General features: G+C 60.2%; 17 protein-coding genes, 2 pseudogenes and 1 riboswitch. Of the genes and pseudogenes, 11 read left to right on the plus strand and 8 right to left on the minus strand.

Annotated features, from left to right (window positions below; genetic code table 11):
- Positions 1-66 precede the first annotated feature (66 nt).
- On the plus strand, positions 67-1,284 hold the full coding sequence (locus GGQ85_RS15085; RefSeq protein ID WP_309775181.1) for an NADP-dependent isocitrate dehydrogenase: 1,218 nt from the start codon (positions 67-69) through the stop codon (positions 1,282-1,284).
- Between the two features lie 22 nt (positions 1,285-1,306).
- Here the strand turns inward: GGQ85_RS15085 and alaS are convergent, their stop codons facing one another.
- Positions 1,307-3,985 carry an alanine--tRNA ligase gene (gene alaS, locus GGQ85_RS15090; protein WP_309775182.1) on the minus strand — a complete coding sequence of 893 codons (2,679 nt, stop codon included), beginning with the start codon at positions 3,983-3,985 and terminating at the stop codon, positions 1,307-1,309.
- A gap of 255 nt (positions 3,986-4,240) precedes the next feature.
- Positions 4,241-4,345: riboswitch (glycine riboswitch) on the plus strand.
- 132 nt (positions 4,346-4,477) lie between these two features.
- On the opposite strand from alaS, the gene gcvT reads away from it, so the two are divergent.
- The 3 genes from gcvT to gcvP all read left to right on the plus strand — a co-directional run bounded on the left by gcvT (position 4,478) and on the right by gcvP (position 8,957).
- The gene (gcvT, locus tag GGQ85_RS15095; RefSeq protein WP_309775183.1) at positions 4,478-5,641 is read left to right on the plus strand and encodes a glycine cleavage system aminomethyltransferase GcvT; all 1,164 of its coding nucleotides are present in this window, start codon (positions 4,478-4,480) and stop codon (positions 5,639-5,641) included.
- A 9-nt stretch (positions 5,642-5,650) separates the two neighbouring features.
- Entirely contained in the window at positions 5,651-6,016 is a 366-nt protein-coding gene (gene gcvH, locus GGQ85_RS15100) for a glycine cleavage system protein GcvH (protein WP_079446432.1), read from the plus strand.
- A 76-nt stretch (positions 6,017-6,092) separates the two neighbouring features.
- Positions 6,093-8,957 (plus strand): aminomethyl-transferring glycine dehydrogenase, encoded by a 2,865-nt coding sequence (gcvP, locus tag GGQ85_RS15105; protein ID WP_309775184.1) that lies wholly within the window; start codon positions 6,093-6,095, stop codon positions 8,955-8,957.
- 460 nt (positions 8,958-9,417) lie between these two features.
- Here gcvP and recA read toward each other — a convergent pair whose 3' ends face one another.
- Together recA and GGQ85_RS15115 are read right to left on the minus strand one after the other, a co-directional pair.
- A complete protein-coding gene (recA, locus tag GGQ85_RS15110; RefSeq protein WP_079446430.1) occupies positions 9,418-10,509 on the minus strand; it encodes a recombinase RecA in 1,092 nt (363 codons plus the stop codon).
- Positions 10,510-10,789: 280 nt separating this feature from the next.
- Positions 10,790-11,980 (minus strand): Fic family protein, encoded by a 1,191-nt coding sequence (locus GGQ85_RS15115; RefSeq protein WP_309775185.1) that lies wholly within the window; start codon positions 11,978-11,980, stop codon positions 10,790-10,792.
- A gap of 327 nt (positions 11,981-12,307) precedes the next feature.
- Between GGQ85_RS15115 and GGQ85_RS15120 the strand changes: the two are divergent.
- Positions 12,308-13,211: pseudogene (locus GGQ85_RS15120) on the plus strand (transposase).
- Here GGQ85_RS15120 and GGQ85_RS15125 read toward each other — a convergent pair.
- The gene (locus GGQ85_RS15125) at positions 13,212-13,439 is read right to left on the minus strand and encodes a hypothetical protein (RefSeq protein WP_309775188.1); all 228 of its coding nucleotides are present in this window, start codon (positions 13,437-13,439) and stop codon (positions 13,212-13,214) included.
- 86 nt (positions 13,440-13,525) lie between these two features.
- Between GGQ85_RS15125 and GGQ85_RS15130 the strand changes: the two genes are divergently transcribed.
- Positions 13,526-14,182: a hypothetical protein gene (locus GGQ85_RS15130; protein ID WP_309775190.1), complete on the plus strand. Its 657-nt coding sequence runs from the start codon at positions 13,526-13,528 to the stop codon at positions 14,180-14,182.
- Between the two features lie 472 nt (positions 14,183-14,654).
- Positions 14,655-14,786, plus strand: coding sequence for a hypothetical protein (locus GGQ85_RS15135; RefSeq protein WP_309775191.1), 132 nt, complete (start codon positions 14,655-14,657; stop codon positions 14,784-14,786).
- 497 nt (positions 14,787-15,283) lie between these two features.
- On the opposite strand, the gene GGQ85_RS15140 is transcribed toward GGQ85_RS15135, so the two are convergent.
- The 3 genes from GGQ85_RS15140 to GGQ85_RS15150 all read right to left on the minus strand — a co-directional run bounded on the left by GGQ85_RS15140 (position 15,284) and on the right by GGQ85_RS15150 (position 18,405).
- Positions 15,284-15,727, minus strand: coding sequence for a hypothetical protein (locus tag GGQ85_RS15140; RefSeq protein ID WP_309775192.1), 444 nt, complete (start codon positions 15,725-15,727; stop codon positions 15,284-15,286).
- A gap of 755 nt (positions 15,728-16,482) precedes the next feature.
- On the minus strand, positions 16,483-16,770 hold the full coding sequence (locus GGQ85_RS15145; protein ID WP_309775194.1) for a hypothetical protein: 288 nt from the start codon (positions 16,768-16,770) through the stop codon (positions 16,483-16,485).
- A gap of 192 nt (positions 16,771-16,962) precedes the next feature.
- A complete protein-coding gene (locus GGQ85_RS15150; RefSeq protein ID WP_309775195.1) occupies positions 16,963-18,405 on the minus strand; it encodes a caspase family protein in 1,443 nt (480 codons plus the stop codon).
- A gap of 469 nt (positions 18,406-18,874) precedes the next feature.
- On the opposite strand from GGQ85_RS15150, the gene GGQ85_RS15155 reads away from it, so the two are divergent.
- The 4 genes from GGQ85_RS15155 (at position 18,875) to GGQ85_RS15170 (ending at position 22,373) form a co-directional block, all read left to right on the plus strand.
- A complete protein-coding gene (locus tag GGQ85_RS15155) occupies positions 18,875-20,101 on the plus strand; it encodes a GNAT family N-acetyltransferase (protein WP_309775196.1) in 1,227 nt (408 codons plus the stop codon).
- On the plus strand, positions 20,098-21,039 hold the full coding sequence (locus GGQ85_RS15160) for a JmjC domain-containing protein (RefSeq protein ID WP_309775198.1): 942 nt from the start codon (positions 20,098-20,100) through the stop codon (positions 21,037-21,039). The genes GGQ85_RS15155 and GGQ85_RS15160 overlap by 4 nt, the downstream gene beginning before the upstream one ends.
- Positions 21,040-21,185: 146 nt before the next feature.
- Positions 21,186-21,911 carry a site-2 protease family protein gene (locus GGQ85_RS15165; protein WP_079446426.1) on the plus strand — a complete coding sequence of 242 codons (726 nt, stop codon included), beginning with the start codon at positions 21,186-21,188 and terminating at the stop codon, positions 21,909-21,911.
- A gap of 48 nt (positions 21,912-21,959) precedes the next feature.
- Positions 21,960-22,373, plus strand: coding sequence for a hypothetical protein (locus GGQ85_RS15170; RefSeq protein ID WP_087881133.1), 414 nt, complete (start codon positions 21,960-21,962; stop codon positions 22,371-22,373).
- A gap of 57 nt (positions 22,374-22,430) precedes the next feature.
- Here the strand turns inward: GGQ85_RS15170 and GGQ85_RS15175 are convergent.
- Positions 22,431-22,520, minus strand: a pseudogene (locus GGQ85_RS15175) (energy transducer TonB); the annotation flags it as partial.

The following is a 22,520-nucleotide window of genomic DNA, read 5'->3' on the forward strand; positions in this document are numbered from 1 at the left end:
ATGCTATAGCCCGAGCCGTCCAGGCTGCCCCTTCAAGCGCTTTATCCCGAAAAGGCCCGAGCCCCCATGGCAAAAATCAAGGTGACCAATCCCGTCGTCGATCTCGACGGCGACGAGATGACCCGGATCATCTGGCAATACATCAAGGACAAGCTGATCAATCCCTTCCTGGATATCGACCTGATGTATTTCGACCTCGGGATGGAGTCGCGCGACAAGACCGACGATCGAATCACGATCGAGGCGGCCGACGCCATCAAGAAAGTTGGCGTCGGGGTGAAGTGCGCCACCATCACTCCCGACGAAGCGAGGGTGAAGGAATTCGGCCTCAAGCACATGTGGAAGTCGCCGAACGGCACCATCCGCAACATCCTGGGCGGCGTGATCTTCCGCGAGCCGATCATCTGCAAGAACGTGCCCCGCCTCGTCCCCGGCTGGACCAAGCCGATCATCATCGGTCGCCATGCCTATGGCGACCAGTACCGCGCCACCGACATCAGGTTTCCGGGCAAGGGAACGCTGAGCATGAAGTTCGTCGGCGAGGACGGCACGGTGATCGAGCGCGAGGTGTTCAAGACGCCCGGCCCCGGAGTCGCGATGGAAATGTATAATCTCGACCATTCCATCATCGATTTCGCGCGCGCCTCGCTCAATTACGGCCTGCTGCGCGGCTACCCGGTCTACCTGTCGACCAAGAACACCATCCTCAAGGTCTATGACGGCCGCTTCAAGGATATCTTCCAGGATATCTACGACCGGGAGTTCAAGAAGGATTTCGAGGCCAAGGGCCTGACCTACGAGCATCGTCTGATCGACGATATGGTGGCCTCGGCACTGAAATGGTCCGGCGGCTATGTCTGGGCTTGCAAGAATTACGATGGCGACGTGCAGTCGGACACGGTGGCGCAGGGCTACGGCTCGCTCGGCCTGATGACCTCGGTGCTGCTGACGCCGGACGGCCAAACGGTCGAAGCCGAAGCCGCCCACGGCACCGTGACGCGGCACTATCGCGAACATCAGAAAGGCAAGGAGACCTCCACGAATTCGATCGCTTCGATCTTCGCCTGGACGCGCGGCCTGTCGCATCGCGCCAAGCTCGACGACAACGAGGCGCTGGCGAATTTCGCAACCACGCTCGAAAAGGTTTGCGTCGACACCGTCGAGTCTGGCTTCATGACGAAAGACCTCGCGCTTCTGGTCGGTCCCGACCAGCGCTGGCTCTCCACCACCGGCTTCCTCGACAAGGTGGCTGACAACCTGACCAAAGCGACGGGACCGGAGTAACGCCCGCGCGCGCAGACCCCCGTTACGCGCCCATCGCCGCGGCGATGGCGTCGAGCGCTGCGCCCGCCTTTGCCCCATCGGGTCCGCCGGCCTGCGCCATGTCCGGCTTGCCGCCGCCGCCCTTGCCGCCGAGCACCTCGGACGCCTTGCGCACCAGATCGACCGCCGAGAAGCGGGTCACCAGATCGGGTGTCACACCGACGACGACGCTGGCCTTGCCGTCATCGCTGGTCGCGACCAGCGCGACGACGCCCGAGCCGAGTTGCTTCTTGCCCTGATCCGCGAGGCTCTTGAGATCCTTGATCTCGATGCCTTCGACCGAACGCGCCATCAGCTTGATGCCGCCGACATCGCGCACGCCCGCCGCGCCCGACGTTGCATTTGCAGTCCCGCCGCCGCCCATGGCAAGCTTCTTGCGCGCCTCGGACAATTCACGCTCGAGCTTCTTGCGTTCCTCCACCAGCGCCGTGATCCGCGCCGGCATGTCCTCGAGCGTAGTACGTAACTCGCCGGCCGCAGTTTTCGCAAGCTGGATGGCGTCGTTGGCGTGACGACGCGCATGATGCCCGGTCAGCGCCTCGATCCGGCGCACGCCGGACGCCACCGCGCTTTCGCCGGTCACCGAGATCAGGCCGATATCGCCGGTGCGCTTCACATGGGTGCCGCCGCAGAGCTCCACCGACCAGCCCAGCGCATTGCTCGCCGCGCCCTGCCGTCCCGTGCCACCCATGGACACCACGCGCACCTCGTCGCCGTACTTCTCGCCGAACAGCGCCCGCGCGCCGGCCTCGCGCGCGTCGTCCACCGCCATCAGCCGCGTGGTCACCTCGCCGTTCTCCAGCACGACATCGTTAGCGATGTCCTCGATCCGGCGCAGCTCGTCCGCGCTGATCGGCTTGTTGTGAACGAAGTCGAACCGCAGCCGATCGGACGCGACCAGCGAGCCACGCTGCGCGATGTGATCGCCAAGCACCTGCCGCAGCGCTTCGTGCAGCAAATGGGTTGCGGAATGGTTGGCGCGGATTGCGGACCGGCGGTCGCGATCGACCTCCAGCGCCAGCGCCATGCCGGGCGTGAGCGTACCCTGCTCAACGATGCCGAGATGCACGAACAGATCGCCCGCTTTCTTCTGCGTGTCGGTAATGCGGACGCGAACGCCGTCGCCGGTCAGAATACCGGTATCGCCGACCTGACCGCCGGACTCGCCGTAGAAAGGCGTCTGATTCAGAACGATGGCCCCGCTCTCGCCGGCCTTGAGAGTGCCGGCTTCCTTGCCGTCCTTCACAAGGGCAGCGACGACGCCTTCCGCGACCTCAGTCTCATAGCCGAGAAATTCGGTCGCGCCGAGTTTTTCGCGCAACGGGAACCAGATCGTCTCAGTGGCAGCTTCGCCTGAGCCCGACCATGACGCCCGCGCCTTGGCTTTCTGCTGCTCCATCGCGTCGGTGAACGACGCGATGTCCACGCCGATGCCGCGCGCGCGCAACGCATCCTGCGTCAGGTCAAGCGGGAAGCCATAGGTGTCGTACAGCGTGAACGCGGTCTCGCCGTCGAACATGTCGCCCTTCTTCAGCGACACGCTCTTTTCGTCGAGAATGGAAAGCCCGCGCTCCAGCGTCTTGCGGAAGCGCGTCTCTTCAAGCCGAAGCGTTTCCTCGATCAGCGCCCGCGCGCGCTGCAACTCGGGATAGGCCTCGCCCATCTCGCGCACCAGCACACCCACCAGCCGCCACATCAGCGGCTCCCGCGCGCCGAGCAACTGGGCGTGGCGCATCGCGCGCCGCATGATCCGGCGCAGCACGTAGCCGCGGCCCTCGTTCGACGGCAGCACGCCGTCGGCGATCAGGAACGAGGACGCGCGCAAATGATCGGCGATTACGCGTAGCGACGCCTTCATCGGGCCTTGCGGGTCGGCGCCGGTCAGGTCCGCCGCAGCGCGGATCAGCGCTACAAACAGGTCGATGTCGTAATTGTCGTGCTTGCCCTGAAGCACGGCGGCCACGCGCTCGAGCCCCGCGCCGGTATCGATCGAGGGCTTCGGCAAGTTCAGGCGGCTGCCATCCGGCAGCTTCTCGTATTGCATGAACACGAGATTCCAGATTTCGACGAAACGATCGCCATCTTCGTCCAGCGATCCCGGAGGTCCGCCGGGAATCTTGTCGCCATGATCGTAAAATATCTCCGAGCATGGACCGCACGGACCGGTGTCGCCCATCTGCCAGAAATTGTCAGCGCCACTGATGCGGATGATGCGCGATTCCGGCAGGCCCGCGATCTTCTTCCAGAGCTCGAACGCCTCGTCGTCGTCGATGTAGACGGTGGCGGTAAGCCTGTCCTTCGGAAGTCCGAACTCCTGGGTGACAAGTTTCCATGCGAGTTCGATAGCGTGGTCCTTGAAGTAGTCGCCAAATGAGAAGTTGCCGAGCATCTCGAAAAAGGTGTGGTGCCGCGCGGTATAGCCGACATTGTCGAGATCGTTGTGCTTGCCGCCCGCGCGCACACATTTCTGCGAGGTGGTGGCGCGCTGATAGGGCCGCTTTTCGACGCCCGTGAAAACGTTCTTGAACTGCACCATGCCCGCATTGGTGAACATCAGCGTCGGATCGTTGCGCGGAACCAGCGGGGACGAGGGCACGATGTGGTGGCCGTTAGCCGCGAAGTAATTCAGAAACGCCGACCTGATGTCGTTAACGCCGCTCATTGTGTTCCATTGCGTCAAAAAAGCTCGCGACCCTGAGCATGTATTCCGCAAAAGTGGATACCGATTTTGCGGTCAGAGTACGCGCAAGTTAGACTCGTATTGTGTCCAGCGACCGCTTTTAGACGTGGGTGGACGGACTGTCCAGAAAGTGTGCAGGAGGATCAGAGGCTTGGCCGGGTCCCAAATAACATCCGTTGAAAGATGCTGCACTGCGTTGACAACCTTGTTCAAACCGTATTTTCCTCATATCTGCTTATAAGTCGCGCCGGGAGAGATCGGCCGCTTCGGACATGGAAGCAGGCCGGCGCCGAAGGAGCAACCGCCCCGGAAACTCTCAGGCAAACGGACCGCGCGACTGGTTTACATCTGGAAAGAGACCCCCGGGCCCTAGCCGGAGGGGTCCGCCGACGGGATAATACTCTCAGGCACAGCGACAGATGGGGTTTCTACAGGTTTTCAGGGAATTTTCCCTGTTAACCACGAGGACCCCTGATGGCGACGCATGTTTCCGAAGCGCCGACCCTGCAAAAAACGCCCCTGCACGCCCTCCACCAGGCACAGGGCGGCAAGATGGTTGCGTTTGCAGGCTATGACATGCCGGTGCAGTACGCCTCCGGTGTGCTGAAGGAACATCTCCATACCCGCGCCGGAGCTGGCCTCTTCGATGTCTCGCACATGGGCCAGATCGCGCTGCGGCCGAAATCCGGCAACGTCAGGGACGCCGCACTGGCGTTAGAGCGGCTGGTGCCACAGGATATCGTGGCGGTCGCATCGGGACGGCAGCGCTATGCCCAGTTCACCAATGCGGCCGGCGGCATACTCGACGACCTGATGGTGGTCAATCTCAGCGACCACTTGTTCCTGGTCGTTAACGGCGCCTGCAAAGCCGCCGACGAAGCGCATCTGCGCGAGCACCTTTCCGAAGTCTGCACCATCGAGGTTCTGGCGGATCGCGCGCTGGTCGCGCTGCAGGGTCCGAAGGCGGCGTCCGTGCTGGCGAAGATATGTCCTGAAGCGCCCGCGATGCGCTTCATGGATGCCGGGGCGCAGAGGGTGCGAATCGCTGGCGATACCGTGGACTGCTTGGTCTCGCGTTCGGGCTACACCGGCGAGGACGGTTTCGAAATTTCGATTCCTGCAACTCAGGTCGAGGACGTGGTTTCGGTATTGCTTGACGATCCCGACGTGATGGCGGTCGGACTTGGCGCTCGCGACAGTCTGCGACTCGAGGCCGGCCTTTGCCTTTACGGTCACGACATCGACGCAACGACAACGCCGGTCGAGGCCGCTCTGGAATGGTCCGTGCAAAAAAGCCGGCGGAACGGTGGCGTGCGCGCGGGCGGTTTTCCCGGCGCAGATGTCATTCTGCCCCAATTCGAGCAAGGTGCGCCGCGCCGCCGCGTCGGGCTGAGGCCGGAAGGCCGCGCCCCCGTGCGCGAGGGCGCGCTGCTGTTCGCTGATGCAAGCTCCGTCGATCCGATTGGCGCGGTGACATCGGGCGGCTTCGGGCCGAGCCTGAACGCGCCGATTGCGATGGGCTATTTGCCGGTCTCACATGCCGCCACGGGCGGTCTCGTTTTTGCAAACGTGCGCGGACAACGGCTGCCGCTGCGGGTATGCGCGATGCCTTTCGTTCCACACAATTACAAGCGTTGAGGATTTGTCATGACCGTTTTGTATACCACCGATCACGAGTGGCTCCGCATTGAGGGAGATACTGCAACGATCGGCATTACAGGCTACGCGCAGTCACAGCTTGGAGACGTCGTCTTCGTCGAGCTTCCGAAAGTCGGACGCCAGCTTAAGAAGACCGAAGCCGCGGCGGTTGTCGAGTCGGTCAAGGCGGCTTCAGACGTCTATGCGCCGATTACGGGTGAAGTCCTGCAAGTCAATGACGCACTCGGCGCAGAACCTGGACTGGTCAATACCGACGCAGAAGGTAAGGCATGGATCTTCAAACTCAGGATCGCCGACAAGAGCGAACTCGAAGGTTTGATGGACGAGGCAGCCTACAAGGCGCACACGGCGTGAGCAATTTATCCTGCCTGGCACAAAGCCCGGCATGACGCATTCATAACTTTATTCAGGCATCTAAGGAGCCTTTCAAATGATCGCCCGTGAAGAGCCCGCTACGACCTTCGCGCGTCGCCATATCGGTCCATCGTCACGCGATATCGCTGCAATGCTGGAAACCGTGAGCGCGAAGAGCCTTGAGGCTCTGATGAACGAGGCGCTGCCCTCGTCGATACGGCAGAGTGCGCCGCTCGATCTCGGTCAGGGCTTCAGCGAAACCGAAGCGCTGGCGCATATGCAAAGCCTCGCCGCGCAGAACCAGCCGTTCACGTCGCTGATCGGGCAAGGCTATTCCGCCACGATCCTGCCAGCGGTGATCCAGCGCAACATCCTGGAAAATCCGGCGTGGTACACGGCCTATACACCCTATCAGGCTGAAATCAGCCAGGGCCGGCTGGAAGCGCTATTCAATTTCCAGACCATGATCTGCGACCTCACTGGCCTCGATGTCGCCAATGCATCGCTGTTGGACGAAGCAACGGCGGCGGCGGAGGCAATGGCGCTGGCGGAGCGCGCATCATCGGTGAAAACAAAAGCGTTTTTTGTCGATCATGAAGTGCATCCGCAGACCCTTGCCGTGCTGCGAACCCGCGCAGAACCGCTGGGCTGGACGCTCGTCACCGGCGACCCGCTGCGCGATCTCGACAAAGCGGACGTGTTCGGCGCGGTGCTGCAATATCCCGGCACATCCGGCGTTGTACGCGACCTGCGCCCGGCCATCGCCGCGATCAAGGCGAAAGGCGGCCTTGCAGTGGTCGCAGCCGACCTGCTGGCGCTCACGCTGCTGACCTCGCCCGGCGAACTCGGCGCGGACATAGCCGTCGGCTCCGCGCAGCGCTTCGGCGTGCCGATGGGCTATGGCGGTCCACATGCCGCCTACATGGCGGTTAGTGACGCGCTGAAACGGCTGCTGCCCGGCCGCATCGTCGGTCTGTCGGTGGATTCACGCGGGGCGCCGGCCTATCGCCTTGCTTTGCAGACTCGCGAGCAGCACATCCGCCGCGAGAAAGCCACCTCCAACATCTGCACCGCGCAGGTGCTGCTGGCGGTGATCTCCTCGATGTATGCGGTCTATCATGGTCCGGAAGGACTGGCGCAGATCGCGCGCACCGTGAATCGACACACTGCGACGTTGGCGGCGGGATTGACGAGGCTCGGTTTCGCGCCCCTGAACAGTACAGCTTTCGATACGCTGACCGTGAACGCCGGCGAACGGCAAGGCGAGATCGCTTACCGCGCAAGCAGCCAGGGCATCAACTTCCGGATCAACACAGACGGCACTCTCGGCATCGCGCTCGACGAACTCACGATACCGGAGACTGTCGAAGCGGTGTGGCGCGCATTTGGCGCCACATTCTCTTATGCCGACGTCGAAGCGCACGCTTCCGATTTGCTGCCGGCCGATCTCGAGCGCAAGACACCTTATCTGACCCATCCGGTCTTTCACGAACACCGCTCCGAAACGGAGCTGCTGCGCTACATGCGGAAGCTCAGCGACCGCGATCTCGCGCTTGACCGCGCAATGATCCCCCTCGGCTCCTGCACGATGAAGCTCAACGCCACCACCGAAATGATTCCGCTGACATGGGCAGCGTTTGCGGGCCTGCACCCGTTCGCGCCGCTGGAGCAGGCGGAAGGCTATCACATACTGTTCGAAAACTTCGAACAGTGGCTGCGCGATATCACCGGCTACGACGCGATCTCGCTGCAGCCGAACTCCGGCGCGCAGGGTGAATATGCCGGGCTTCTGGCGATCCGCAGTTATCATGCGGCACGCGGCGAAGGGCACCGCACGGTGTGCCTGATTCCTTCCTCGGCGCACGGCACCAATCCCGCCTCCGCCAACATGGCCGGCATGGACGTCGTGGTGGTGGCTTGTGATACGCGCGGGGACGTCGACGTCAACGATTTGAAGGCAAAGGCGGCGCAGCACGCCGATCGTCTCGCCGCCATCATGATCACCTATCCGTCGACACACGGCGTGTTCGAAGAGCACATCCGCGAAATCTGCGACATCGTGCATGGCCACGGCGGACAGGTCTATCTCGATGGCGCCAACATGAACGCGCAAGTCGGCCTGTCGCGGCCCGGCGACTACGGCGCCGACGTCAGCCATCTCAACCTGCACAAGACCTTCTGCATCCCCCACGGTGGCGGCGGACCGGGTATGGGCCCGATCGGCGTGAAGGCGCATCTCGCACCTTTCCTGCCCGGGCACCCCGAGACCGACGGTGCAACGCCGTCCGCGGTCGGACCGGTCTCGGCGGCGCCGTTCGGCTCGGCCTCGATCCTGACCATCTCCTACATTTACATGCTGATGATGGGCGGCGAAGGCCTGACGCGAGCGACCGAAGTCGCGATCCTCAACGCCAACTATATCGCACAGCGGCTCGACCCGCATTTCCCGGTGCTGTATCGCAACGTCAAGGGGCGGGTCGCGCATGAATGCATCATCGACCCCCGTGCACTGAAGGCCAAAACCGGCGTCACCGTGGACGACATCGCCAAACGGCTGATCGATTACGGCTTCCATGCCCCGACCATGAGTTTTCCGGTGCCCGGCACGCTGATGATTGAGCCGACCGAATCCGAATCGAAAGCGGAGCTGGACCGATTCTGCGACGCCATGATCGCGATCCGGCACGAGATTGCCGAGATCGAGACGGGACGCTGGAAAGTCGAGGCATCGCCGCTGCGCCATGCACCACATACCGTACATGACATCGCCGACGACGCCTGGTCACGACCATATAGCCGAGCCCAAGGCTGCTTCCCGTCCGGAACCTCGCGATCGGATAAATACTGGTCTCCGGTCGGACGGGTCGACAATGCCTACGGCGACCGCAATCTCGTCTGTTCCTGTCCACCCATCGAAGACTACGCGCAAGCCGCGGAGTAGAAGATCACAGGCTGTATTCCACTCAACGTTCTCATCCTTCTCCCTTTGGGAGAGGGATGAGAGATGAGGGATGAAGGATGGCAAGGCCGGACGCTGGGGATGTCGGCAACTCAACATCCACAGCGCCCGTCTTTTCCAAGAGGCGCGACATAAATTTCCACGAAAGATTCCCGTCTTCGCGGATCGCACCAACCCGACTCGCACGAGCCCGGGGTCTTGGAAACTCACCTCAGAGTCCTTCATCGTTTACGGAAACGGTGAAAGACTCCATCCATTGATTAGACGCGTTTTCTCACGCGAACCGCTATCCACTTCGCTCGAAAATGCTATAGCCGATCGACCTAAGCGTTCTCGGCAGAAAAATGGTCTTCGGCTTGATCCGGACACCTCCGTGTTCGGTGGAAAACGCGGCGATCAACATCATCAAGCGCACGCCTGTGCTTCCGTGGGAACGAAAGACTCAATCCTCCGCTTCCGTCTCGTCATCGTCGGTGTCGCGCTCAGGGCTACCGGCCAGAATCTGCTCGGCGATCAGTCCTGAATTCTGCCGGATAGCCGTCTCGACCTTGGCGGTGATGTCGGGATTGGCCCGCAAGAACGCTTTCGCGTTTTCGCGGCCCTGCCCCATGCGCTGACTGTCATAGGAGAACCAGGCGCCGGATTTTTCAACGATGCCGGCCTTGACGCCAAGATCGAGGATTTCTCCCATCTTGGAGATGCCCTCGCCGTACATGATGTCGAACTCGACCTGTTTGAAAGGCGGCGCCAGCTTGTTCTTCACGACCTTGACGCGGGTCTGATTGCCAACGACCTCGTCGCGTTCCTTGATCGCCCCGATGCGGCGGATGTCGAGGCGCACCGAGGCATAGAACTTCAGCGCGTTGCCGCCAGTTGTCGTCTCCGGCGAACCGTACATCACCCCGATCTTCATGCGGATCTGGTTGATGAAGATCACCATGGTGTTTGACTTGTTGATCGAGGCGGTAAGCTTGCGCAGCGCCTGGCTCATCAGCCGCGCTTGTAGCCCCGGCAGCGCGTCGCCCATCTCGCCCTCGAGTTCGGCGCGCGGCACGAGCGCCGCGACCGAGTCGATGATCAGCACATCCACAGCGCCCGAGCGCACCAGCGTATCGGCGATTTCCAGCGCCTGCTCGCCATGATCGGGCTGCGATATCAAAAGGTCGTCGACATTCACACCGAGCTTGCGAGCATAGACCGGATCAAGCGCGTGCTCGGCGTCGATGAAGGCGCAGATGCCACCCTTTTTTTGCGCCTCGGCGACCGCATGCAGCGCCAGCGTGGTCTTGCCGGAGGACTCCGGACCGTAGACCTCCACGATGCGTCCCTTGGGCAGACCGCCGACCCCGAGCGCGATGTCGAGGCCCAGCGAGCCCGAGGAGATAACCTCCACGTCCATGGACTTGTCGTTCTTGCCCAGTTTCATCACCGAGCCCTTGCCGAACTGACGCTCAATCTGTGACAGCGCGGCGGACAGGGCCTTGGACTTATCCATGGAGGATCCTTCGACGATACGCAGGGCAGCTTGGGACATAGGCCGGGCTCCTTATGAACGGGATTCGCGGGCAGGACAACGAATGGCGCCGTGGTTGATCGGATGGAAATATGTACCCTATTTGTTCCAAGTTCGCAATATGTTCTTTTCAATGAATGGTACTGGCCTGTTTTAACCCCTAGTGGCCTAATTTGATTTTGGGAGTGGCCTGTTTTAAATTCACCGGGTGTGGTCGTGGTGCACCCGCATGCTGCAAGATACCCTTCCGGAGCGACGGCACCGCGCTCCGGGCCAAGGCCGCCTCAGTGGGCGGCCTCTTTCATAAACCTGGCAATCTCGGCGTTTCTTTTGCCAAACTCTCAGCGGCGATCCTTTTGAGTTTTCGCTGCACCACTTCATAAGGGTCTTCAACAGGGCGGTTAATCCTGATCCGCTGCCATGCCTCGGATAGAATTTTTGCGGCGGTATATGTGCGCATTTTTCGCTCGCCATGCGGCACAAGTAATTGAACCTCGCAAAGTTTCTTAAGGTCGCGAGAAGCCGTAAATTCCGAAACGTCAGCGTCTTTGCGATAGCGCGCATTACTGACCTTTAGTCCAAGCGCGGCGTCAAATAGCGCGATCCAAATGCGATCTTGCAGACTGTATAGACCAATAAACTTGGTTATCTCATTGAATAGAGCCTCAGCCTCTTCATTCCGCCGGATTAGTTTGCCAGCTTGCTGGTAATGAGCCTTCAGGCAAAACCTGATCCATGGCAGCGCGTTGTTTTGCGGGTTCCACTTACCTTGTCCGACAAGCGCGAGAACATCGTAATATTCTTGGGTGTTATCGCCCAACCATTCTTCGATGCTCGAAAAAACAGGATTCAAAGTGCCGCCGCTTGCAATAACAAGGGTCTGTAAGGCCCGGGCAATTCGGCCGTTGCCATCGGAGAAAGGGTGAATCATTGCGCAGTTTAAGTGCGCCATGGCAGCGCGCACTATACCCGGCTCCTTTGACGGAGCCTTCAGATAGTCAACTAATTCCTCCACGAGGTCGTTCACTAGCTCGATGTCTGGGGCGTCGTAGACGCGGACGTTCGTCTTGGAGTTTACGACGAATATGCTCCCCGGACGCCACTGCCCGGGATTTTTGCTCATGTCGTATTGAAGCATCATGAAGTGCAGGCTCTTCAAAAGCTGCCCGCTGACTTGAAAATGCGGATCCTTGGTGGCCTGCAAAATGTAGGTCATCGCGTCGCGATACCCTTTTATCGCTCGTGACGTTTCCGTTCGTTCATCAAGGACGGGCTCGTCTTCAATCGCAGCCACCGCTTCATCTAAGCTGACGTTATAGCCCTCGATGCTGTTGGAGCCTTGAATTGCCCTTGCAAAGGTTGCCCGGCGCAGCGATCCGGACCACCTCCTAGGATTCTGGTTCGTAAAAATCTGCAAGCGTTCCTTCTGCTCGGAGATCAAATCCAAGACAGCGGCATCTTCGTGGGTCAGTTTTGGGGTCTGATAGATCATGCTTGAATGCTAGATAAATCCACCTCCAATGTCAAATAGTAATTGACATTTTGTAGTTTACTATCTAGCATTCAAGCATTCTGGAACTAAACCCAGAACATTGTTCCGGTGCCCTTTGGTCTAACGGTTAGGACGCTCGCTGTTACAGGAGAGGTCCGGGTCCGAATCCCGGCGGGCTGCCAACAAGAAGTGGACCGATGCGGCGGCAACCGCACCGGCCCGGATCATCAACCCGGGATTGGACCCCGAAGTAAATGACCGCTAACGGCAATATAGCGTTCATTAAGCCGTCTTTCCAATCCCCTAGCGTGACGGATTGGGCCCGCCATGAACGTACTCCCCCGCGAAAAGCAGATTGAAGTCATTGCCGCCCTTTGCGAGGGCGTCGGTATCCGCACTGCCGCGCGCTTGACTGGCGTCAACCGTGGCACCGTTGGCAGCCTTGCCTATCGCGTCGGCATGGGTTGCATGGAGCTTCACGACTGCATGATGGTCGGTGTCCGCACTGAGCGGCTGGAGCTCGATGAAGCGTGGTCCTTCGTCGGCAAAAAGCAGAAGAACGTGAAGCGGCACGAGATCGCGGTAAAGGGCGATCAGTACATTTTCATCGGCATGGCCGGGACGCAAAAGGCGATCATTAGCTGGGGCGTCGGCAAGCGGAATACCGAAAGCACGATGGACTTCCTGCACGACCTGCGCAGCCGCGTCATTGGCCAGCCTGAGATTTCAACGGACGGCTTTCACCCATACCGCATGGCCATCCGGGATGCGTTCGGTGCCAGCGCTTCGCATGGCGTCATCGTAAAGACCTACTCGGTAACTCACCTCGTAAAGGAAGCGCAGGGCCGGTACTCACCCGCCGCCGTAGTAGCTGTAAGCCGTGACGTAGTATCGGGCGATCCCGAACAATACGTTTCGACGAGTTACGTTGAACGGCAGAACTTGTCGCCGCGCATGGGCAGCCGACGTTTCACTCGACTTACCAACGGCTTTTCAAAGAAGCTTGATAATCACGTTGCGGCGGTTGCGCTGTACGTTGCACACTACAATCTCTGCCGAACTCATGAAGCCCTGCGCACGACGCCAGCAAAGGCCATCGGCGTTGCGGACAAGGCTTGGAGCAATCGGTCAGCTTGTGGACGCGGCGCTCGCCGTTGCGCCTGCGCTGCCGACTGAAACGCCTCCGGATCGGCGGCGGAAGTTCGAAGTAATTCAAGGCGGGAAAGCCTAATCAGCTTAGTTGCAACATTTCACGAAGCTGCATCGCAGCTTCCTCAGACTCTAGCCGGGCGAGGATTTCAACCTCGCCCGGCTCACCGCCGCCGCGAGTTCGGAAAAGGAAGTAGCCGCTGGAATCAGGTATTTGTTGCCCCGATAGCTCGATCCTCTTTTCTGTGAGCGGAGCGATACAAAGCGTCGTGTCGGTATCGACTTTCGCGCTGAAGTAGTATTCTGCCATTCTGATTCTCCAGAGACATTGCCATGGACAAAACGCACATCGCAGTGCCAGAGGCGGAGATTACGGTCCGCTATCTGGCCGACTATATGGCCGCCTCCGAGCGAAGGCGGCGGACTATCATTGAAGGATGCAAGTATCGGCCCCTCGTGCGGTTGCTTCAGCACAAGCAGGCAACAATCACGATTTCGAATTCGCTTCAGACTGGAAAACCAAATCCCAAAGCATTGCAGGAAAAGGCGGATTTCATCCGCAGCAAACTCGCCACAGACGATTTTGAAGCGCTGACCAACGAAGCGAACGCGGACTACATCCAGAAGTTTGCGGAGGTAAGCGCTAGCGTCAAATTGCCGAATGCGGAGATTTTGCCCGGCAATTCCTTCCCCGCATTCAAGATCAATGGCGTCAAAGTGAAATTTTCGCCTCATCTCCTGTTGCGAAGGATCGACAAAACAAACAAGCAGCGCAACGGCGCATTCATGCTGCGCTATGCCAAAAACAAAGCGCTGGATTCGGCAGTTGGCGAATACCAGTCGGCTGCCGCCTTCGGGCTGTTCAAAGACTACCTCAAGGACGAGGGGTCCGAACCGGATCGGAGTATTTGCGTCACCTTGGATGCTTTTACTGGGACGCTCTACCCTGCACCTGGGAACTCCGTCACAGCGTTCGCCAACATGAAAGCAGCCTGCCAGACCATCGCAGAAAGGTGGTCCAATATTGCCCCGCCCAAAGGGGCTGTCCTTTAGTGGCCTATTTTGATTTCGGGGGTGGCTCATTTCGGCCAGTACCAGTGAATGGATACTGGCCTGTTCCGCGGCCTCAGTGGCCTGGTTCGAGTTTGAACCAAATCCAGACCTGGCCGTTTATCAGCCATCACCGCACGATCTGGGGCTCTTATCGGTGACTGAGAGTGCTTCACGCTCCCGCCTTACAACCAGCGGGATGGCCAATGTGCGAGAAGTGTGAACTCATCGACAGGAAGATTGCCCAGCTTCGCTCGTTTACTGGTCCTGACTTGGACTCTCTCAGCCGAGCCACCATGCGCGCTGCCATCGAAGCCATGCAGGCGGAGAAAGCGGCCCTTAAGTGCGGCATCAAGAATTAAGGCCGCCTCAGTGGGCGGCATCTTTCAGTTCTGGTTTCGCGTTATTCGCGCCCCTATCCGATCGCGAATCCTCTCCTAATTCGATCTTAAGAGTCTGGTGCCAGCCTACCGTGATGAAAAAGATCCTGGTGCTGGCGATCGTGCTGGTCGCAATCAATCAATGGGATACGAATTTCAATCACGGCACCCTGACCCGGGCCGGCTTTTCCTTGGCAAGAGCTCTTGGCCAAGCATTCGGCATTTAGAAACGTCGCCGGCGAAAACATCCGCGCTGGGTCAATGCACGCGAGATCGACGACGTCACGGCCGTTGTCCTCGCAGGTTGCAAGGGTGTGCTGCTTTCCGATTCGGACCCTCGACCGGCCTGACGATGCCGATCGAATCCAACCCGTCATTGTCTAAATCTTGCGATCGACAAGCCTAAACCGCCTTGATGCGCGCCTCGACGCCGACGGTTACCCACATTCGGATACAGACAAGGTCAGCAGTGTTGCCAGAAATCATCAGCACGGCGTGGAGTCGGCAGCGCCGCCAAAATCCTTTTGACTGTGCAACGCGATTTGCATTTGCTGGCGGTCGCTGGGTAGCAGGATTAAGTACGATGCTGGAAGCAATTACTGCCGTCTTTGGAATTATGAGCGCCGGCATTTTCCTGGCTCACGCGATTGACGGCTACTGGTCGCGGCCTTAACCGGACCACGACGCGGGCGCGCCTGATAGGCCACTCTGCTCTGTTCGGCCGTTACATCTCCGCCAGATCGAAGTCCTGACGTAACCGCGCAGCCATGTCCCGGACACGCGTGCGCCACAGGCCCGGATCGGCGATCGGCCCGGCTTCCGGTTTGATCGTCAGCATCGCATTCCATGGGTTTCCGCCGTAAACGGTCACCACGAATCCACGAGCCGGCGCGCCGTCAAGCGTTTGCAGCGCCTTCAGAATGATGCCCGCCAATTCGTCGGCGGTTTTGCGGCGGTCGTAACTCTCTGGCTGGTCCGTTGCGGCGGTTTCTTCAATCGGACCCTCTGCCTCCGGCTGTGGCGCGGTTTCAGCGCCAAGCGATTCCGATGAAGCGCGCGGGTTGTCTTCGGGCAGTTCGGCCTCAGGCAGGGGCGCGTTATGGCGCGTCCCCAAAACGTTCTGGATCAGGGCCATCAATCCCTTGTCCAACCCGCTGCTGTTACCCACGTCGGTTGCTCCAGTCGATTGAGCTATGGCACCCGGACAAATCTGCTGCCCTTTGGCCGACCGTGGATATCTTGCAGGTGTCTCAGCTCAGCGCTACCCCAATTAGCACCGCGACAAGCACGCCGAAGCCGCCCAGCGCAATATTGAGAAAATTCCGGGCCAAACCAGGTTCGGTGGTCAGCATGGTGTTTCTCCCGTACGCAAAACAGATTTGCGTAGAATGAGCGCCGAATCTTAATCAAAACTTTCCAATTGATGGTCCGCTCGCCGAATCAGCAGCCGCACCTGGCCGCAAGCTCGCATGAGCAGCGCGAAGAGAACCGACATGATCGGCAATGATCGGGGAGCGCCTGAATCTGCGGCGAAGTCCACCTCGTCAGGCGGACATCGGCTTAAGAAAGTCCGTTTTCTCGACGGCCTTGGGTGAGCCTCGATAAAACTACAGGTCGGAAAATCTCCTATATCTGGACCGCAACACAGAAGCTTTCATCCAGCTAGGTTGGAAAATGTAGCATTTTTCATCTGCCTTCCGCGGAGACGCAGTTTTTGAACCTTTGCCGCGGTGCAGAGACAGAGAAAGGGCTGGGGGATTGCACTGCCCAGTCTAGACGCAACGTCACCGGGCGATCATATTCCGCTCAGGTGACGTTGTTGTCATGGCACCAGTCGCCGAACGGCGCGGATGGGGAACCGAGGGGCGTATTGCGAGGCGTCTTAGTTGTCCACCATTCGAAGATGAAAGCCGCCGGGGCAAGCTAGTTTGCCGTTCCGCCTGCGGCCCCTATCCTGGACTTTGCTTTGTTTTTGGCGATGGCCTTGGGCTGGCCCTCGTTTCGCACGCCTCCCCAGGGATCGTTGACTCCCGCAGCATCGGGAATCTTGCGCAGCGTGTCCTTGTAAGCTTTTTCGATGGCCTTCTGTTTTTCGATCTGCTCCGGCGTCTTTCCAGGCCCGTCAGCCATCATATTGAAATGCGGCGCCTGGGCGAAAGCCGGCCCCGACACCAGAACCGCCATAAGCATGGATGCGCGTAGAATCTTCATCATAACTCCTCCCCACAGCGGATAGCATAAACGTCAGATCCTTTCGGTTTCAAGCGGCTCACCGCTCGAAAGCGCCGTGAGTCTTGAGACACGAGTGATGCGCCCGACAACGACTCGTGTCGTTCGTTGGGAGGGAACCTTGAAGTGCGACTGGCCGGCACCGATCCCGACCGGTACTTGCCGAATGCGTGCTTAAAATCGGCCCGTTGGACTGCCCATGCTTCCACCCCGGCCAAAACCGCCGTACCCGCCCGGGCCGCGTCCGAACCCTCCTCCGCCAAAACCACCGATGATGCCGATTGAGGGCACCGGCACCGGTACGTAGCTGCGCGGAGGTGGCACGTCGTCGACATAAACATCGTCCGCTTCGCGATGACGCTGGCGTGGAGGCGCCTCCCCACGCCGGGACGGCTGGGCTTGTTTTTTCTTTGGCGGCGCTTCGGCTTTCTTCTTCGGCTCCTGCGACGGCGCGCTGCAAGGACAGGTCGGGCCGGCCGTAACAGCGGCCACCGCCACGGCCGGATTGTCGGGCCGGTTGCGCAGACGCTCCTCCAGCTTGCGTGCCGTCGGCGTCAGATCGCTATCGGGATAGTCGGCGAGGAAGGCGCGATATCCGCCCGCCGTATTGGCGAGAACCGCCCTGCTCCAGGCCGCCATACGCCGGTGACGATCAAGCCACTGCCGCGCCTCCCGATCGAGCGGCGAGTCAGCATAGAGGCCAAGGAACGCCTCATAGGCTTGGTCGCTGCCATCGCCGACAATCAGCTCGTGCGCTTGCTCAGCGGTCTTGCCTTTCAGCTCACTGCGCCATTCCGCGACCGTCCGCTTGCTCTTGGAAACGGCAGGAGACGCGGCTTCGGATGCTCCGGGAAAAAACTGGAAACCGTCCGTCAACGAGGAACTGTCCCAGGGAGTCTGGCGGCCATTCGTCATCTTGTTGACTTCCAGGCGGACACGCTTGAAGGCCTCCTCGATCGAAAGCCCCGGCTGCCGGCTGACGGACAATAGCGCGGTCGTGTAGGGGCTGTCGGCGCCCGTGCCGTCTTCCGCCTCGGCACCCGGCGAAGTTGAGAACGACAGGAATGTGCCGGGCGCGGCCACCTTGGCATCGACGATAGCGAGACCGTGTCCCACCGTCTTGTTGATCGCGGGGAACGGGTTGTTACGGCACGCGTCGAGAAGAACGATCCGCATGCGACTCGGAACCGATGTCAGCGTGTTTATGATGTCGTTCAGGCGAACCGCCTGCAGCGGGATATCGGCTTCGCGCTTTGGATCGAGATCGACCGGGACCAGGAAATTCTCGCCATCGACCTGCAAGCCATGACCGGCGTAGAAAATCAGCGCGATGGTGTCAGGGCCCTTCTCTGCGATCTTTGCCGCGAATTCCCCGGCCTTCTCGCGCATTTCGGTCTGCGACAGGTCGGAGGCCGTCAGCACTTCGAAACCGGCGTCGCCAAGCATCTGGGTCATAGCCCTGGCGTCGTTGGCGGGATTTGGCAGCGGCGTCACTGCGCGATAGGCCGACTGACCGATCACCAGCGCGAGTCGGTTTTCCGCAGCAGCCGGATGCGCGGTCAGCACCATCGCAGCGATCGCCCCGAGAACGATCGAGCGGATCATTGAAAATGTCATGGAACAGCTCCGCGCAAATCTCTTCCAACCGTTGTCGATTCACCGGCCGCGTTAGTTCATCACGCGCGCATGTGTCGCATGTCAATTCGACCTTCGCCGGTCGGTCGAACCACGTCCTCTCTACCGCTTCGGCAGGTTTAGGGCCTGTTCGCATTTTGCCTGTGGTGCAGACCACAGGATGGCCGATAGCCGCGTAGAAACGATTGCAAGGCAGGCGCTTTCGATCAGCGGCCACGATCTGCTGCCCCTGCGGGTTTGGCGGCACACCGTCAAGAACGCCGGGAAGAAACGGCGATCAACTGAACGTCCGTCTCAGGCAAGGTGAATGCACGGTTAATTCTTTGGTCAAAAACAAGTGTAACGGCCAACGCATTCTTTCGAATGTTGCAAATAACCTCCACCTCCATGAACACCGAGGCGCCGCTGCGCGCCTGTCACCTCATGGCCACCGCGAACGGGGATTGCGTAAATGGTCGATATTGTTAACTGGGCTCCGGCTCGTGGTTCATCGAGACGCGGGTTCACGGCACGCCCGTCTGCAAGCGCAACACGCCGCGGGGCCGCGGCCCTTGCAACGCTCGATCCCAGCCGTTGGCGATCACTTGCCGACCGTGCTGTCGAACCCAACGGCTACTATCTCGCGGATTGGGAGCTGGCGCTCGACGCCTCGGCGCGGGACCGGACTAACGCGTCGGCGCTGACGGCGCGTTCGGACCTTTTATCTGACAAATCGGGCTCGGAGACTCTCATCGGCCTGATCCCTGTTATCTCCGCCTGGCGAGCCTACCGGATTCCACTCCCCCTTCTGGTCAGCGCCGATCCTTACGGAACGCTTTGCACGCCGCTGCTCGACCACGGCCTCGCGAATCAAGCCGCAGCAGCGCTGCTGCGCGAGGCGCGTATCCTCGGCCAACGCGCGCTGATTCTGCGCAACATCGCGCTCGACGGCGCCGCCATGAAAGCCATCACGACAGCCCTCGAACACGACGGCCTCAAGCCGCATAGGCTGCATGGCCATGTGCGCGCCTGCCTCGACGCCACCCGCGAGGCGGAAGAACTGCTGCGCGAGGCGCTGGGCGTCAAGAAGCTCAAGGAGCTGCGGCGCCAGCGCAATCGTCTTGCGGAGCATGGCGAGGTGTCATTTCAGGTCGCGCGCTCTACCGCCGACGTCGCGCGAGCGCTTGAAACCTTCCTCGCGCTGGAGGCCAGCGGCTGGAAGGCGCAGCGAGGGACCGCATTGATCCAGCATAGCGGCGATGCAGCCTTCATCCGCCGCGCCGCGCCGGCACTCGCCAAGCGAGGCCAGTGTGAAATCGTAACCCTGCATGCGGGTCCGACGCCTGTGGCAGCGGCAGTCGTGCTGCGCCACCAGGACCGCGCATTTTATTTCAAGCTCGGCGTTGACGAACGTTTCGCGAAGTTTTCACCCGGCGTGCAGTTGACGCTCGATCTCACGCGCCATCTCTGCGCCGACCCCGCGATCACCCTGGCGGATTCCACCGCAAATCCGGGTCATCCGATGATCGACCCAATCTGGCGCGGGCGGCTTGCGATCGGCGACGTGCTGATCCCGCTTCGCCGCAACGATCCCGCCGTTCCGCTCGCAAAAGCGGCGATTTCGCTGCGCCGGCTACTACGCGAGCCCGCTCGCCGCGTCGTCAACATCCTCCGCGAACGTCAAGAGAAAAACGCATGAATGATCCCGCACATGTGCCGGTCATCGCCGCGGCCAACGAAGCGCTGCGACGCGACTTCCCACTCAAGCCCTTCGCGATCCGGCACAGGCTTGCGGGACATCCGCTGTTGACGCTGCCGCGCATCGCGCAACTGGCTGCCGAGCTGCCGCGTGACCTGATCGAATACAATTCCGGCAAGGTCGCAATCAGCCAGGATCCCGATGCGATCCCGACGGTGGACCTCGATCCGGTCGAGGTGGTGAAGCGGATCGAAACCGCTGGTGCCTGGATGGTATTGAAACGCGTGGAAAACGCGCCGGAGTATCGACGCCTGATCGAGGACGCACTGCTATCGGTCGCGCGCGCGCGCGGCTTCGACAGCTTGAGCGACGCCGGATTTGAACAGATCGAGGGCTTTCTGTTCGTCTCATCACCGAATTCGACGACGCCGTTTCATCTCGACAGCGAGGACAACTTCTTCGTCCAAATCCACGGCGAAAAATTCTTCACGATTTACGACAACACGGACCGCCGCCTCGTATCGGATGACGAGATCGAGCGTTCAATGACGAAACACCGCAATCTGAGATATGATGAGAGTTTCGCGCCGCGTGGTGTCGAATTCCACATGTTCGGCGGTGACGGCTGTTTCGTGCCTTATCAATGGCCGCATTGGGTACGCACCGCGGGATCGCACTCGATTTCGATGGCCATTACCTGGAAGACGCGCGAGGTCCGCCGCGCCAACGACCTGCACTTCCTCAATTCGATGCTGCGCGGTCTCGGCTGGCCACAGAAACCGCCAGGCGTTCAGCCTGCATTCGATGGCGTGAAGCTGGCGTTCTATCGAGCGGGGACGACGGCGGTCCGCCCGTTGCGAACCTCGATGACGATGCGGCGAATCCTGCGTCGCATCGCGCTCGGCAAGCAAGCGAATTACTATCTGAAAGACGCTTAGGTGTTGTGGTTAAAGGTTGCTTCATTGCCCGGCAAAGCCGCCAAGCGAGCGCCTGAACCAGTCACTCTGTCACAGACATGTCCCGTTTGGTCGGAGAGATACACCCCTCCATGCCCGTGACCTCTCTGTCATAGCCCTGGCGACCTATGATAGGGTTGGTTCCAGTCGCACCCGAACGAGGTCGTCGATTGTCGGGCATTTCACTCTACACGCTGTCGGTCTGGGTGCTGCCGCTGGTTATCGCCATCACCTTTCACGAGGCGGCGCACGGATTCGTCGCGTACCGGCTCGGCGATAACACCGCCTCGAAGCTCGGCCGCGTCAGCTTTAACCCGCTCAGGCATATTGATCCCTTCGGTACCGTGATATTGCCGGGCATTCTGTTGCTGTCGCACGCGCCTTTCCTGTTCGGCTACGCAAAACCGGTTCCGGTAAATTTCCGAAACTTGAACCACCCCCGCATGGACATGGTCTGGGTGGCGCTTGCCGGACCCGCCACCAACATCCTGCTGGCTCTCGTCGCGGCATCGGCATTTCACGGGCTCGGCCTGGTTCCCGGCAACAGCACACAATGGGTAGCCGACAATCTGAAGAATGCGTTGATCATCAACGTCATTCTCGCGGTCTTCAACATGCTGCCGATCCCACCACTCGACGGCGGACGGGTCGCGGTCGGCCTGCTGCCGAACGTTCTGGCTGCTCCGCTCTCCCGCCTGGAACCCTACGGGATGCTGATACTGATTGGGACCCTCCTGCTGCTTCCGGTGCTCGGCAACCAGCTCGGTCTCAATCTTGACCTGATCTCCACCATCGTGAGAACAGTCACCGGTTATGTGATACAGCTTCTTTTGCTGGTCACCGGGAATATATAATAAGAGCGTTGCAAGGGGCGTAGTCAATTGATCAAAGCACAGGACAAAATGATTGCAAGACGTGCCGACACCAAGGCACGCGCCGACTTCGCAACCTGGAAAATGATGGTGAAGCTGAATGGCTCTTCGTCACTTCCGGCCGAAGCCCTGACATTCCTTTCGAGCTACAAGGGTTTGGTCGAAACGATGCCGGAGGCAGAGGCGAGCGAGGCAACCATCGACTTGATTTACAAGGCTTATTATGTGGACATGGGCGGCACCGGAACGGCGCCCGACATCAAGTCGATGCCAAAAGACCCGATCATCGATACCAGCAATGTCATGGCCTTCAAACGGCCCGCTCCGCAACCACTGCCGGCTGCAAATTCCGCGGCGAACACACGGCCGCGCGTGCCGGTTGCGCTGATTTTCATCTGTCTTGCGCTGATTTACGTCGGCATCCGGTATTTTCTTCTGCAATGATAGCGACTGTGCATCGCGATCCGGCTAGCTGTGACGCAGACGCCAGCGATCGCCGCCTTATCCTTTGCCTTTGACGCGGAAGACGACGGGCAGGGTGAAGCTCAATCCCTCGTCCGCTATCAGCGGTGGGGGTGGCGGCACCGGATC

It is taken from the genome of Nitrobacter vulgaris (assembly GCF_031453995.1).
Lineage (GTDB): Bacteria > Pseudomonadota > Alphaproteobacteria > Rhizobiales > Xanthobacteraceae > Nitrobacter > Nitrobacter vulgaris.